Here is a 14,468-nt window from a genome sequence, read left to right as displayed (position 1 = left end):
CCTCTATCCCATGCCCAAAGAGTAGCATTGCGCTTAACAGAGTTATGTTAATTTATTATGACAGTTTCCGCTTTTAGCAAAAAAAAGCCGCTCAAAAGAGCGGCTCAAGCAGCAGAAAAGCATCCGGGATACCGTCAGAAGCGGTACTGGACACTCAGACTGAGATCCTGGCCCCGCTCCTGGTTGTAGATCTCCACATCCCGCGTACTGCCATCGGAAGCGGTATTGGTCCGCTCGATCACCAGGTTCTCGTCCAGCAGGTTCTTCACTTTCAGCTTCACAGTGAAGTTGTCACTGGGATAGAAAGAGTAGGTGAAATCCAGTGAGTGGAACGGTTGCTCAAAGCTGTCCGGTGCCCCATTGCGACCCGCGAAGAACAGGCGCTCGCTGAAGGAGTTGTAGGACAGTGTGGCCGAGTGCATGCCATCGGGTGAGTCAAAGCCCAGAATCAGGTTGCTGACCACATCGGAGGCGCCCTGAAGCGGGCGAATCGGGTTGGTGGGTGCATCGGCATTGTTGCCGGCCACCAGCTCCTGATCCATGAAGGTGAAGTTACCCTGCACAAAGAAGGGGTCCAGCACCGCCGCCATATCGCCCAGGCTCTTCAGGAACTCGACTTCCAGCCCGTACAGCTCCGCGCTGTCGCCGTTGTGGATCTCGGCCCGGATATTGTCATCGGTGGCGGCCCCTTCAAACTGCTCAATCGGGTTCACAATGTCCTTGTAGAACATCGACAGGGTGAAGTTGTCACCGCCCGAGAAGAACCACTCGGCACGCAGGTCGAAGTTATCGATCTGGGAAGGCACCACATCCGGATTGCCGTTCACCACAATGTCGGTAATCGGATCAAAGTAGCTGGAACCGGAGATTTCCCGCAGATCCGGACGGACGGTGGTTTCACCGAAGCTGGCCCGCAGCTGGAAATCTTCCGCCCAGAAGTCCTGGACCATCCAGGTCAGTGCCACCGAGTTGTACACATCGTCCTCGGTGTAAGTCACTTCCTGGAAGTAGTCGGCCACGACCTGCGGGTCGGGGTCTTCCATGCCCGGGAACTGACTGCCGTCATAGTTGACCGGGTTCCACGGCAGGTTCACCTGCTGATAGTCTTCCCAGCGGCTGCCGATGACAAGGCGCCAGGTGTAATCCCAGGTCATATCCAACTGACCAAACGCGGCATTCACCTTGTTCGCGGCGATATAGCTGTTGGCGTTGCCGGAGTTGTTGGTGATCTGGAAGCCATTGGCCGGATCGAGCAGATTGTCATCCGCCAGGATACTGCTCAGATCCTGAGTGAACAGTGGATCGCTGTTTCCGAGCGTGGTGCTGCCCAGGTAGAACTCATACTGCTCGTAGGTGCGGGACTTCTGCCAGTAATCCATCCCCCCGGACAGGGCAACCTCCCAGTTACCCAGAGTGGCCGGCATGGTCAGGGTGAAGCCATTGCTGTCAACGTAATCGCGCAGATCCGAGTAGCGATAACTCGCAGCCGTATTGTTGGCACCACTGAACGCTGACGATTGAACCTCACCGGTCTGCGGGTCGGTTACCGTCAAACTCAGCGCATTGACTTCGTTCGGCAGATCGGTAGACGCCTCACTGTCCGAAATGTACCAGTCGAAGCTCAGGCCGCGCAGGAAGTCCAGGCTGTCGCTGAGGCCAAGGGCATCCAGCGTATCCCAACCCAGCTCGTGCTCGCCGTGAACCTGGTGCACTTCCAGTTCACGCTGCTCGTAGCGCAGCTCGGTATTGCGGAAACCCTGTCCATCGGACAGCAGACGGTTGGCGTTGAAGTAATCCCGCACCGACACTTCGTCATCGGTATTGCGCAACCAGATACTGGTGGTTTCAATGGAGTTTTCCGCGTTCAGCCGAAGCCCAAAGCTCAGGTTGCCGGAAATATCCACCGAGTGGACGGTTTCATCCTCGGTGACCACCTGGTTCTCAGGGTCCTGAAAGCGGCGCTGAACCACTTCGCGGTTACGCCAGCCGCTGTCATAGGCTGCACCAGCCAGGAAGCCGAACTCCATGTCATTAGGTAGGTAATAATTGTTACCCAGATTGATCTCTGCTTCTATATCCGGCTCACCGGAGGTTTCCCGAGGGCTGATGTCCCGATTGAGACCGGCGGCCAATTGACGGTTGATCGCCGCGGCGTCCTCAATGGAATCCAACTGGGCAACCGTGTTGATATTGTTGATGGATACATCACCGCGGTACTGATCCAGAGCCGCGCTCAACTGAGGTGACAGCGCCCGGGAACCATCATCTGAGCCCCAGCGGTCATCTTCGCCACCGGTGTAGGTCAGAAAATCCGAGGAGGCGGTGTTGGTACCGGTGCCCAGCTCAATGTTGAACAGAATATCGTCCGGAATACTGGTGGTGCGGATATCGACACTACCACCACCGAAGGCGGCGGGCTTGTCCGCTGACGGCACTTTCTGAATCGCCAGAGAATCCACAATGGAGGTCGGAATAATGTCCAACGGCAGCACGTTGCGTGACAGGTCCGGTGACGGCACCATGGCGCCGTTGAGCGTGGTGTTGGAGTAGCGCTCACCCAGCCCGCGCACAAAGACAAACTTGCCATCTACCAGGGTGACACCCGGAACGCGTGTCAACGCCAGCGCGACGGTGGAGTCGCCAATCCGGCTGATCTGATCCGCGCCAAGCAGGTCAGTCGCCACCGCCGCTTCCTGGCGCTCCACGGCCAGACTTTCCGCGCCGCTCATCAGGCGGCCGCCGGTCACCAGCAACTCTTCCATTACCGGCGGTGCCATCACCGGCGGCTGGGTCGGTGCACTGTCATCGTCCTGGGCCACAGCCGAGGCACTGATCAACGCGCTGAGCAGACTGACGCTGAAGCCGGCACGAACGAGGTGAGTTGAAAATTGTTTGCTGTTCATCTGAACTGCCCTATCTAGTGAAGCTGTAGAGAGCCGCCTAGTAGAAAGGGCGCCGTAAGGCGCCCTTTCGTTACGGCAATCGTGTGTTGACTCGTTGCAGTCGGGGCTTATTCAGCCGCTTCGAACCACAGCGGCTGGGCACGATTGTCCGGGTGCAGGCCGTAAGTCCATCCAGCGGTCCAGTCGTTGTCAGCAGTCACGCCACCGACAAAGTCTGCATCTACCGGAGTCACCTGAGTGGCGTTACCGTTGACCACCATGTCGCCCAGCGGCAGGGAATAGAAACCATCCAGGATGGCCAGGTTGACATCGACGTCGTCAGCGGTCGGATCTTCACCGTCAGCCGCAGTCTGCATAACGTCGTTGCTGGCTTCCAGGAACTCGCGAGTGGTAGTGCCGTCCGGCAGCGGACCGCCGTTGGTCAGGGTGGCACAGGCGATGATCGACTCCTCAATCACCAGGTCACCGTCCTGGGCCGCTTGCAGGCCTTCAGCTGATTCGATGCGAACACAGTAGTTATCGTCCGCCTGGTCACCCATGTAAGCGGTGGTCAGGATGGAGTTGCGGATGGTCGGGAAGTGCGCTTCCCGGATACGCCAGCCGTGGCCATCGGCGTGAGTACCCGCCGCGTTCGGAGAGACGATACAGGTCAGGTTATTGATGGTAGCGCGAGAGTTCAGGCCGCGAGCCACGAAATCGTCGATGGTGGCCTGGTCCTGGCTGCTGTAGCTGCCGATGCCGTCGGACTCGATGCAGTGGTCACCATCGGTCTCGCCCTGAATCACCAGTGCGTTATTGATGGTACCGACATAGGATTCGTCGATATCAATGGAATCATCGCGAACATACAGACCCACATAGTTGTTGATATCAACGGCACCACCGAAGAATTCGATACCGTCGTCGTAGGTTGAGTAAACCTGCAGGAAGTTGACTTCGGTGCCCGAGCCTACAGCGTTGAAAGAAATACCGTTCAGGTCGTTACCCGGAGCCACCTGGGCACCAGTGTGCTTGACCATGAAGTACTCCAGAGAGCCGGAATTGTCTTCGTTGTTGTCACCACCGTAGTAAGTCTGACCAGCGCCGGCCTTACCTTCAGCGGCGATATGGCAGTCTGAAGTGGCCAGGTCGCCATCCATCATGGTGCCGGTGTAGGCACACTTGTTGGTGATACCGAAACCATTGATGATCATGCCGCCCCACTGCTGGACGTCTTCAGCGCCTACAGTACCTTCGATGTCGGAGGTAGAGGTCACGACAACCGGCTCGTCCACAGTACCTTCGGCGAAAATCTGGGAGCCGCGATTGATCACAAAGTAATCGTCGTTGGAGCGGAAAGCCAGGATGGCGCCCGCTTCCAGACGCAATACGGAACCGTCACCACCCTGGGTGATGCCCGCCGCTTCCATGTCAGCGTCGTTGTCGAAGCCCTGACCGATCATCAGGCTGTCATTGAAGATGTGGGCACCGTCATTGGACAGATCACCAAAAACCAGCTCTTCAGACGCTGTGTAGGGCTTGCTCAGGCTGACAAAATCGGTGCCGTATACGCAGTTGGGGGCATCGTAGGAACCCTGGAAGGTCTCTCCGTCCTGCTCATAAGAGGCGCAGGGATTTTCTTCGGCCGGAGGATTGTTACCACCGCTGGTATTGTTGTTGCTGTTGTCGCCCACTGAATTGTCAGTGGTGGACTGGTTGCGGGCATCGATTTCGATATCGCCGCCGCCGCAGGCCGCCAGTACTGCAGTCAAAGCGGTTACGCTAACAAGGGTCGTGATTTTCATAGGTTGAGCACTCCTGATGGATCGCTTTTTTTGAAAATGGGGACTACCGGCCGCGGCCCATAGCCCATGTCTGCGCGGGAGAAGGAATCGAGATTGGCCTCAAATCCCCCTTTCCATGTGGCGCCTATGTTCAACAACTTTTATGAACCTTGGGCGACAGTTTTGTGAAGGTTTTGTGACGGATGATCCAGTTGGGGGCCCGACGGAATTCTTGACAGCCACCCCGGCCCTGCCTAGGATGCCTTTCCTTTATCAGCAACAGAGCCCAAGCCCCATGCTGCCTTTCCACCAGGTTGTCGCGGACGATTTCGAAGCGGTTAACCAGCGCATCATCGAGCAGCTCCACTCCGATGTAGAGCTGGTCGAGAATATTGGTCACTACCTTATTGAAGCCGGGGGCAAGCGGTTGCGCCCGCTGATGGTGCTGCTCACCTGCCGGGCACTGGACTATAGAGGACGGGACAACCTGGACCTGGCGGCGATCATCGAGTTTATCCACACCGCCACCCTGCTCCACGACGATGTGGTCGACACCTCGGAGCGCCGGCGGGGGCGCATTACCGCCAACGCCCAGTGGGGTAACGCCCCGGCGGTACTGGTGGGAGATTTCCTGTATTCCCGGGCGTTTCAGATGATGGTGGCCATTGGTAGCATGGACATCATGTCGGTGCTGTCCGAGACCACCAACCGCATCGCCGAGGGAGAGGTCCAGCAACTGGTCAACGCCAAGGATCCTGCCGTCACGGAAAGCAACTACTTCTCGGTGATCGACAAGAAGACCGCCATATTGTTTGCGTCCGCCTGCGAGGTGGCGGCCGCACTCTGTGAGGCTGCCCCCCACCAACGACAGGCATTGCGGGCCTATGGCCACCACGTCGGCATGGCGTTTCAACTGGTGGACGATGCCCTCGACTATCAGGGCGATGCCGAGGCGCTGGGCAAGAATGTCGGTGACGATCTGGCGGAGGGCAAGCCCACCCTGCCCCTGATTTACGCCATGCAGGCAGGGACCCCGGCCCAAAGGGCACTGGTGGCGAGCGCTATCCGCGCGGGAGATGCGGCCAAGCTGCCCGAAATCCTGAGTATCGTCGACGAAACTGGTGCCATGGAGTACACTTTGGAGCGCGCCCGCGCCCAGGTGGCCAGTGCAAAATCGCAGCTGGCGGCCCTTCCGGACAACGTCTTTACCCGGGCCATGGCCGAGGTGGCCGAGTTCGCCCTGGCCAGGACTCACTAGACAAGCTCCCCACAGTCGGTAGAATGGCGACCTTTGCCGCCCTGAATCCATCGAGACCGGTGTTTTCGGGGCCGATATAGACTGTAACAGAGCTCCGATTATGAACGCCTTTGCCCAAAAGAACGCCTACAGCCGTGACGAACTGCTCGAGTGTGGCCACGGCCGCCTGTTTGGCCCCGGCAACGCCCAGTTGCCTGTGCCCAATATGCTGATGCTCGACCGGATAGCCCATATCAGCGAAACTGGCGGGGAATTCAACAAAGGCGAAATCATCGCTGAACTCGACATCTCTCCCGATCTGTGGTTCTTCGAGTGCCACTTCCCCGGTGACCCGGTGATGCCCGGATGCCTGGGCCTGGACGCTATGTGGCAACTGGTGGGCTTCTTCCTCGGCTGGAAAGGGAACCCGGGTAAAGGGCGCGCCCTGGGTTGTGGTGAAGTGAAATTCACCGGGCAGATTCTGCCCACCGCCAAAAAGATCACTTATCACATCAACCTTAAGCGGGTCATTGAGCGCAAACTGATCATGGGTATTGCCGATGGCCGGGTGTCCGTCGATGGCAAAGACATCTACTTTGCCAAGGATTTGCGCGTCGGTCTGTTTCAGAACACCGATTCCTTCTAAATCGTGCAGCCGGGCCAGCCCGTGGCGCTGAACTCAGCCTCTGTCGAGCGGTCCAATCGCCGCCCCGACAGAGCGGTTTGTATGGCATAATGGCGCCCACTGCTTCCGCTACAAACAGAGATAAGAGGTAGCCTATGAAACGCGTTGTAGTTACCGGCATGGGCATTGTGTCCTGCTTAGGTAATGATATTGCCACCGTACTCGAGGCATTGCGCGCAGGCCGTTCCGGTATCAAATTTCAGGACAGCTACGCCGAGATGGGTTTCCGCAGCCAGGTGGCGGGCTCCATCGACATTGACCTGAAAGAGCGCATTGATCGCAAGGTGCTTCGCTTTATGGGCGATGCGGCCGCCTTTGCCTATATTTCCATGGACCAGGCCATTGCAGACGCCGGTCTCGATGAGTCACTGGTGTCGAACGAACGCACCGGCATCATCATGGGCTCTGGCGGCGCCTCCTCCAAGAACCTGGTGGAAGCGGCAGACGTTCTGCGGGAAAAAGGCCTGAAGCGGGTTGGCCCCTACCGGGTCACCCAGACCATGGGCAGTACCACCTCCGCCTGCCTGGCCACTCCTTTCAAAATCAAGGGGTTGAACTACTCCATTTCCTCCGCCTGTGCCACCAGTGCCCACTGCATTGGCAGTGCCATGGAGCAAATCCAGTTGGGTAAGCAGGACATCGTTTTTGCCGGCGGTGGCGAGGAAGAACACTGGACGCTGACCAGTCTGTTCGACGCCATGGGAGCCCTGTCCACCAAATACAACGATACGCCGGAGCAGGCTTCTCGCGCTTATGATGCCGAGCGTGACGGCTTTGTCATCGCTGGTGGAGGCGGTTGCCTGGTGCTGGAGGAGTACGAACACGCCAAGGCTCGAGGCGCTAAAATCTACGCCGAACTGGTTGGCTACGGCGCCAACTCCGATGGCTATGACATGGTGGCCCCCTCCGGTGAAGGCGCCATCCGCTGCATGCGACAGGCACTGGCCACAACCGATGGTGATATTGATTACATCAACTCCCACGGCACCAGCACGCCGGTGGGCGACCTGGCCGAACTGAAGGCCATTCGCGCCACCTTTACCGACAAGGTGCCGACCATCAGCTCCACCAAATCCCTCACCGGGCACTCTCTGGGCGCCACCGGCGTGCAGGAGGCCATCTACAGCCTCCTGATGATGAAACACGACTTCATCTGTGCCTCGGCCAACATTACTCAACTGGACCCCGAAGCCGAGGGACTGCCCATTGCAACCGAACGTCAGGATGGGGTGACCCTGGAGCGGGTCATGTCCAACAGCTTCGGGTTTGGCGGGACCAATGCCTGCCTGGTCTTCCAGCGCATGGCAGACTGATCTGCCAGAGCCTGTTCAGATGGACACAAAAAACGCGGCCAAGGCCGCGTTCTTTGTGTCTGGGCTTCTGCCCCCTCCTGCGGATCAACCCCGGCGCTGATGAAGCCACTGTTTGATCATGGGCACCAGGTAGGGCTCCCAGGCTCGCGCCTGCACGCCAAAGCCATCTCGCAGCCGACGCCCCCCCAACACCGCACTGATCGGCTCATCCGGCGGCAATGACTCCAGCTTTGTCAGCTCAACGCCCTCCGGCAGGCTATCAAGCTGACGGAGTACACCGATCACCTTTTCCGCAAAATCCGCTTCACTGCAGGGTTCACGACTGGCGTAATGCATGACTCCCCAATTCTCGGCACCACAATCAATCTGCTTGACCACGCCCACAATGACCCTCGCCGCATCGGATAACGCCGTGGGTGAGCCTTTAAGCCGAGTATGGACCGGTACAGCCCCCTGACCGCTGAAAATCGCACCAAGAAGTCGGGTCAGGCGGTTATCACCATAACTGCCTATCATCCAGCTCAAACGCAGAATCAGCCGCTTTGACAGCGCCTCGTTGACCGCCTGCTCTGCGGCCAGCCAGGCGCGCCCGGCCTCACTTTGCGGCATGGGTTCGTCTTTCTCGGCGTGACTGCTTTTATTGTCCCCGCCAAAGACCTGATAACTGGAAAGCTGGATCATCGGAAGGCGCTGTTCCTCACAGACTTGCGCCAGAATAGCGGCCGCCCGGGGAATCAGTGAGCAGTGGGCACTATCGGGCCGATCGGCCCAACCAAGGGTGTTGATGACCAGTTTGGGACGCTGATGCTCGATCCAGGCACGAACCTCCCCGATATCGGTCCAGTTCAGACGGGCCGACTCAGGCATGATCAGCGCAAAGGGTTCGCGCTCAAGCTCATGCTCAAGCGCTTTTCCCAGGGCGTGGGAGGCGTCAGTCAACAGCAGTTTCAAACGCGGCAACTCACCTTGACACGGGTCTAGAACGGAATGTCGTCATCAAAGCTGTCAAAGCCGCCTGCCGGCTGCTGAGGCTGGCCGCCGCCACGAGGCGCGTTCTGCTGCCCCCCCTGAGCGGGCGCGTTCTGAGCGCCACCACCGTAGCTGCCCCCACCTTGTGGCGCAGAGTAATCGTCCGACGGACCGGACTGATTGCCATAACCGCCACCGCCGCCGTAATTGCTGTTATCGCCGCCACGGCCGTCAAGCATCTGCATCTCGTTGGCGACGATTTCAGTGGTGTAGCGGTCCTGACCATCCTGCCCCTGCCACTTGCGGGTACGCAAGGAGCCTTCGACATAGACCTTGCTGCCCTTTTTCAGATACTCGCCCGCAATCTCGGCCAGGCGGTTGAAAAAGACCACACGGTGCCACTCGGTACGCTCCTGAGGCTGGCCGGTCTGCTTGTCCTTCCACTGTTCACTGGTGGCCAGATTGACGTTGGTCACTGCCCCACCAGAAGGCATGTAGCGGGTTTCCGGATCGGCGCCCAGATTCCCGATCAGAATGACTTTATTGATTCCCCGAGCCATGATTTTCTCCTGTTCAAAAAACTGTCTTAAATGGCCGTCAGGATACACCAGCGGCCCGTGGCTGTCAGTCGGTGAATGGGTTCACCGGGCCAACACACACTGTTCGGCAATGGTGGACAGCCGCTTGCGGTCCACCATCCGGGGGTCCACCTTGAGGTAAGCGGTCCCCTCACTCTCCACGACCACCACTTCAGCCACGCCGGGCACGGCGTATAACTCCTCACTGAACCGGTCGCTGACCTTGCCCTTGAGCGGAATCAGAACGCTGGCCAGGTAACGGGGCGGGCGCATGCCCACTGCGGCCAGCCACCAGAGCAACACCAGCCCTACCGCCACGGCCGATACCGCCGGCAGCCCGCCCACCTGAAACACCCAGCCGCCCAAGGCGCCGCCGGCAAAGGCGCCGAAGAACTGGCAACTGGCGTAAATGCTGGTGGCAGTGCCCTTACCCCCCGCTGGCGCGATCTTGCTCACCAGCGAGGGAAGGCTGGCTTCCAACAGGTTGAAGGCCATGAAAAACACAAACAGTATCGCCAGCACTGCGGGCATGGAGCTCGCCCAAGGCTGCGCCGCCAGCGCGATACCCAGCAAGGCAATTGCCCCCAGGAACACCGGCTTCATCTGCCGTCGCTTCTCGGCGATGATGATGAATGGCAGCATGGCCGCAAACGCACCGGCCAGCAGCGGCAGGTAGACATACCAGTGGTCCCCCCGGGCAATACCGAGGTCGGCCTCCAGGCGCTGGGGCATGACCAGAAACAGGGCCATCAGCACAAAATGCAGCACAAAGATGCCCAGATTCAGGCGCAGCAGCTCCCGGTTGGCCAGGACCTGTCGGACCAGCTCCGGCACGGCCCCCACCTCACGCCGCCTCCGAGGTGGACGCCGTACCGTTGGCACCAGTTGCCAGACGATCCAGAGCCCGATCAGTCCGAGGGCGGCCGTAAGCCAGAAAACGGCGGCCAGACCGCCCCAGTTGGCCAACAGGGGACCGATCACCAGCGCCAGCGAGAAGGAGAGACCGATCGCACCACCAATGGTTGCCATGGCCTTGGTGCGGTTTTCTTCGGCGGTCAGGTCCGCCAGTAGCGCCATCACCGCTCCAGCGATGGCGCCGCCGCCCTGGAGGAGGCGCCCGAGCACGAGTTCATAGACCGAGTCGGCCTGCGCGGCCACCACGCTACCGAGAGTGAATACCAACAAGCCGACGGTGATGACGGGCTTTCGGCCGATGCGATCAGAGAGGATGCCAAAGGGTATCTGCAGTAGAGCCTGACTGAAACCGTAGGCGCCCAAGGCCAGACCAAGCAGCAGTGGCGTGGCGTGGCGGTAGTCGTCGCCATAGAGGGTCAGCACCGGCAGGACCATGAACAGCCCGAGCATGCGGAAGGCGTACAGCAGTGCCAGGGAGACCACCGTGCGGCGCTCGAAAGGGGCCTGAACAATCGGCAAGGACAGCTCCTGATTCACATGGGTAAATGGGAGCCGGATTCTAACACACTGCACGCCCAATCCATTTGCTCCCGGTCTTCACTCAACCACTGATATTGTCCCAATCCAAAGACCTACAATCCTTTACAACCCGGGTGACCGCCCCTCGGTGGGAATGCGTATAATGGGGGATTTGGTCGTTTCGGGAGACATGATGGATACCATTCTGGTTCGGGGGGCGCGCACCCATAACCTCAAGAATATCGACCTCGACATACCGCGGGACAAACTCGTCGTGATTACCGGCCTGTCCGGCTCGGGTAAGTCCTCACTCGCCTTCGACACCCTCTACGCCGAGGGCCAGCGGCGCTACGTCGAATCCCTGTCCACCTACGCCCGGCAATTTCTCTCCATGATGGAAAAGCCCGACGTCGACCACGTGGAAGGGCTGAGCCCGGCCATCTCCATCGAACAGAAATCCACCTCCCACAATCCGCGCTCCACCGTGGGCACCATCACCGAAATTTACGACTACCTGCGCCTGCTGTTTGCCCGCGTGGGCGAGCCGCGATGCCCGGTCCACGGTGAACCGCTGTCGGCCCAGACAGTCAGCGAAATGGTCGATACGGTACTCGCCCTGCCCGAGGGGACCAAGCTCATGCTTCTGGCCCCGGTTATCCGGGACCGCAAAGGTGAGCACCTACATATCTTCGAGCAGCTGAAGCGGGAGGGTTTTATTCGTGCCCGGGTGGACGGCATTCTGGTGGATCTGGATGATCTGCCCAAGCTGGACAAGAAGAAAAAGCACACCATCGAAGTGGTGGTAGACCGGTTCAAAGTCCGGCCCGATCTGCAGACCCGGCTTGCCGAGTCCTTTGAAACCGCCTTGAACCTGACCGAAGGGTTGGCCGGCATCAGCTTTATGGACGGCGAGCAGAGCGACCAATTGTTCTCCGCCAAACACGCCTGTCCGGTATGCGATTACAGCCTGAGTGAGCTGGAGCCTCGCCTGTTCTCGTTCAACAATCCCGCCGGCGCCTGCCCGACCTGCGACGGCCTGGGTGTGAAGCAGTTCTTTGATGAATCCCGGGTGATCCAGAACCCCGAGGCGTCCCTGGCCGAAGGTGCCATTCGCGGCTGGGATCGGCGCAATATCTACTACTACCACATGCTGGACTCGCTGGCTGAGCACTACGGCTTCGATATCGATACCCCCTGGAAGAAGCTTAAAGCCAAAGACCGGCGGGTGGTGCTCTACGGCTCGGACGATGAGGAAATTGACTTCAGTTACATCAACGAGCGCGGCGACCTCTATCGGCGCAGACACCGGTTCGAAGGCGTCCTTCCCAATATGGAACGGCGCTATCGGGACACCGAATCCTCTTCGGTTCGCGAGGAACTGGCCAAGTACATGTCCACCCAATCCTGCCCCAGTTGCGGCGGCGCGCGTCTGCGAGAGGAGGCGCGCAATGTGTTCATCGACGAACACACCCTGCCCCAGATGACCGAACTGCCGGTGGGGGAAGCCTACGACTACTTCAGCGCCCTCAACTTTCACGGCAGCAAGGCGAGTATTGCCGAGAAAATACTCAAGGAGCTGCGCGACCGGTTCCGTTTTCTGGTGGATGTGGGTCTGAATTACCTGTCCCTGAACCGCAGCGCGGACAGCCTGTCCGGGGGCGAGGCGCAGCGAATCCGCCTGGCGAGTCAGATCGGTGCAGGCCTGGTGGGCGTCATGTACATTCTGGACGAGCCCTCGATCGGGCTGCACCAGCGCGATAATGAGCGCTTACTCCGCACGCTCACGCACCTGCGCAATATCGGCAATACGGTGATAGTGGTCGAACACGATGAAGATGCCATACGCCAGGCCGACCATGTGATCGATATCGGCCCGGGCGCCGGCGTCCATGGCGGCCAGGTGATCGCCCAGGGCGACGTCAACGCCATCATGGCCACCGACGGCTCGATTACCGGGGAATACCTCAGCGGCAAGCGGGAAATCGCCGTGCCGGCGGAACGTCGTCCTGTGGACCCTGACCGTATGTTCCGAATCACCGGCGCCCGGGGTAACAACCTGAAAAGTGTCACCCTGGAGCTCCCTGTGGGCCTGATGACCTGTGTAACCGGGGTATCGGGTTCCGGAAAGTCCACACTGATCAATGCCACCCTTCACCCACTGGCGGCGACGGAACTCAATGGCGCCACCACGCTCAAAGCGGCGCCCTATGAAACCGTTGAAGGCATGGATCACTTCGATAAATGCGTCGACATTGATCAGAGCCCGATCGGCCGCACGCCACGCTCCAACCCGGCAACCTATACCGGTATTTTTACTCCCATCAGAGAGCTGTTTGCCGGAACCCAGGAAGCCCGCTCACGCGGCTACAAACCCGGACGATTCAGCTTCAACGTCCGAGGCGGCCGCTGCGAAGCCTGCCAGGGAGACGGCGTCACCAAAGTGGAGATGCACTTTCTGCCGGACGTCTATGTGCCCTGCGACGTGTGCAAAGGCAAGCGCTATAACCGCGAGACACTGGAGGTGAAATACAAAGGCAAAAGCATTCACGAAGTGCTTGAACTGACGGTCGAAGAAGCCAGAACCTTCTTCGATCCGGTCCCGGCGATTGCCAATCGGCTGCAAACGCTCATGGACGTGGGACTTTCCTACATCCGGCTCGGCCAGGCGGCGACGACTTTGTCCGGCGGGGAAGCGCAGCGGGTCAAGCTCTCCCGCGAACTCTCAAAACGGGACACCGGCCAGACCCTCTACATTCTCGATGAACCGACTACCGGCCTGCACTTTTACGATATCGAGCAGCTTCTGGCAGTTCTGCACCGATTGCGGGATCACGGCAATACCGTGGTGGTGATTGAGCACAATCTCGACGTGATCAAAACCGCTGACTGGCTTATCGACCTGGGGCCGGAAGGAGGCTCGGGTGGAGGGGAGATTATCGCCACCGGTACGCCGGAAGCTGTTGCTGAGCAACCACAATCGCACACCGGTCGGTTTCTCAAACCAATGCTGAAGCTGGCGACAAAACGCAAGAAAAGTAAAAAGAAAGCCGAGAAAGCCTGAGTATAGGCATTTCCCGCAGATACAAAAAAGCCAGGCATCAGCCTGGCTTTTTTGTATCTGCTTCAATGACGTCCACAAAAGACACCATTAACGCGGAACCGATATTACTTACTCGGCGGAATCCGCTGCCGCTTCTACCGGCTCTTCACCCGCTTCAATCTGAGGGCGATCCACCAGCTCAACATAGGCCATGGGGGCCTTATCGCCGGCACGGAAGCCACACTTCATGATGCGGATATAGCCACCGGGGCGAGACTCATAACGAGGACCCAGCTCGGCAAACAGCTTGCCTACCGCTTCTTTATCACGCAGGCGACTGAACGCCAGGCGACGGTTGGCTACACTGTCCTTCTTGGCCAAAGTAATCAGCGGCTCGGCTACGCGACGCAGTTCTTTGGCCTTGGGCAAGGTGGTTTTAATCAGCTCGTGCTCAACCAGAGACGCGGTCATATTGCGAAACATGGCTTTGCGATGAGAGCTGTTACGATTCAGTTGACGGCCACTATGACGATGACGCATGACGCT

Annotated in this window: 10 protein-coding genes; 4 read left to right on the top strand and 6 right to left on the bottom strand. The window is 59.0% G+C overall.

All coding sequences use genetic code 11. The features are described 5' to 3' along the window. Window positions 1–134 precede the first annotated feature (134 nt). Together OOT55_RS00960 and OOT55_RS00955 are read right to left on the bottom strand one after the other, a co-directional pair. Entirely contained in the window at window positions 135–2,903 is a 2,769-nt protein-coding gene (locus OOT55_RS00960) for a TonB-dependent receptor domain-containing protein (RefSeq protein WP_265367304.1), read from the bottom strand. A 107-nt stretch (window positions 2,904–3,010) separates the two neighbouring features. Beyond that, window positions 3,011–4,687: a serine/threonine protein kinase gene (locus tag OOT55_RS00955; protein WP_265367303.1), complete on the bottom strand. Its 1,677-nt coding sequence runs from the start codon at window positions 4,685–4,687 to the stop codon at window positions 3,011–3,013. 274 nt (window positions 4,688–4,961) lie between these two features. Here OOT55_RS00955 and OOT55_RS00950 point away from each other — a divergent pair, with 274 nt between their 5' ends. The 3 genes from OOT55_RS00950 to fabB all read left to right on the top strand — a co-directional run bounded on the left by OOT55_RS00950 (window position 4,962) and on the right by fabB (window position 7,901). Further along, window positions 4,962–5,924: a polyprenyl synthetase family protein gene (locus OOT55_RS00950; protein ID WP_265367302.1), complete on the top strand. Its 963-nt coding sequence runs from the start codon at window positions 4,962–4,964 to the stop codon at window positions 5,922–5,924. A 100-nt stretch (window positions 5,925–6,024) separates the two neighbouring features. Further along, window positions 6,025–6,549, top strand: a complete 525-nt coding sequence (gene fabA / locus OOT55_RS00945) for a 3-hydroxyacyl-[acyl-carrier-protein] dehydratase FabA (RefSeq protein ID WP_265367301.1) — start codon at window positions 6,025–6,027, stop codon at window positions 6,547–6,549. 134 nt (window positions 6,550–6,683) lie between these two features. Beyond that, window positions 6,684–7,901, top strand: a complete 1,218-nt coding sequence (gene fabB / locus OOT55_RS00940) for a beta-ketoacyl-ACP synthase I (RefSeq protein WP_265367300.1) — start codon at window positions 6,684–6,686, stop codon at window positions 7,899–7,901. An 84-nt stretch (window positions 7,902–7,985) separates the two neighbouring features. Here the strand turns inward: fabB and OOT55_RS00935 are convergent, their stop codons facing one another. The 3 genes from OOT55_RS00935 to OOT55_RS00925 all read right to left on the bottom strand — a co-directional run bounded on the left by OOT55_RS00935 (window position 7,986) and on the right by OOT55_RS00925 (window position 10,882). Next, on the bottom strand, window positions 7,986–8,852 hold the full coding sequence (locus OOT55_RS00935; protein ID WP_265367299.1) for a sugar nucleotide-binding protein: 867 nt from the start codon (window positions 8,850–8,852) through the stop codon (window positions 7,986–7,988). Between the two features lie 26 nt (window positions 8,853–8,878). After that, a complete protein-coding gene (gene ssb, locus OOT55_RS00930) occupies window positions 8,879–9,430 on the bottom strand; it encodes a single-stranded DNA-binding protein (RefSeq protein WP_322113822.1) in 552 nt (183 codons plus the stop codon). A gap of 81 nt (window positions 9,431–9,511) precedes the next feature. Next, window positions 9,512–10,882, bottom strand: a complete 1,371-nt coding sequence (locus tag OOT55_RS00925) for an MFS transporter (protein ID WP_265367298.1) — start codon at window positions 10,880–10,882, stop codon at window positions 9,512–9,514. A 193-nt stretch (window positions 10,883–11,075) separates the two neighbouring features. Here OOT55_RS00925 and uvrA point away from each other — a divergent pair, with 193 nt between their 5' ends. Further along, on the top strand, window positions 11,076–13,943 hold the full coding sequence (gene uvrA / locus OOT55_RS00920) for an excinuclease ABC subunit UvrA (protein ID WP_265367297.1): 2,868 nt from the start codon (window positions 11,076–11,078) through the stop codon (window positions 13,941–13,943). A gap of 108 nt (window positions 13,944–14,051) precedes the next feature. Here the strand turns inward: uvrA and rplQ are convergent, their stop codons facing one another. Further along, entirely contained in the window at window positions 14,052–14,462 is a 411-nt protein-coding gene (rplQ, locus tag OOT55_RS00915) for a 50S ribosomal protein L17 (RefSeq protein ID WP_123639554.1), read from the bottom strand. Between the last annotated feature and the right edge of the window lie 6 nt (window positions 14,463–14,468).

This window comes from Marinimicrobium sp. C6131, from assembly GCF_026153455.1.
Taxonomy (GTDB): Bacteria; Pseudomonadota; Gammaproteobacteria; order Pseudomonadales; family Cellvibrionaceae; genus Marinimicrobium.
Note: the sequence above shows the minus strand (reverse complement) of the source record. Positions and strands in the feature narration are given on the sequence as shown.

Bases quoted from the DNA above. Each gene is read 5' to 3' on its own strand.
- OOT55_RS00960 (WP_265367304.1), bottom strand. From the start codon at position 2,903: ATGAACAGCAAACAATTTTCAACTCACCTCGTTCGTGCCGGCTTCAGC.
- OOT55_RS00955 (WP_265367303.1), bottom strand. From the start codon at position 4,687: ATGAAAATCACGACCCTTGTTAGCGTAACCGCTTTGACTGCAGTACTG.
- OOT55_RS00950 (WP_265367302.1), top strand. From the start codon at position 4,962: ATGCTGCCTTTCCACCAGGTTGTCGCGGACGATTTCGAAGCGGTTAAC.
- fabA (WP_265367301.1), top strand. From the start codon at position 6,025: ATGAACGCCTTTGCCCAAAAGAACGCCTACAGCCGTGACGAACTGCTC.
- fabB (WP_265367300.1), top strand. From the start codon at position 6,684: ATGAAACGCGTTGTAGTTACCGGCATGGGCATTGTGTCCTGCTTAGGT.
- ssb (WP_322113822.1), bottom strand. From the start codon at position 9,430: ATGGCTCGGGGAATCAATAAAGTCATTCTGATCGGGAATCTGGGCGCC.
- uvrA (WP_265367297.1), top strand. From the start codon at position 11,076: ATGGATACCATTCTGGTTCGGGGGGCGCGCACCCATAACCTCAAGAAT.
- rplQ (WP_123639554.1), bottom strand. From the start codon at position 14,462: ATGCGTCATCGTCATAGTGGCCGTCAACTGAATCGTAACAGCTCTCAT.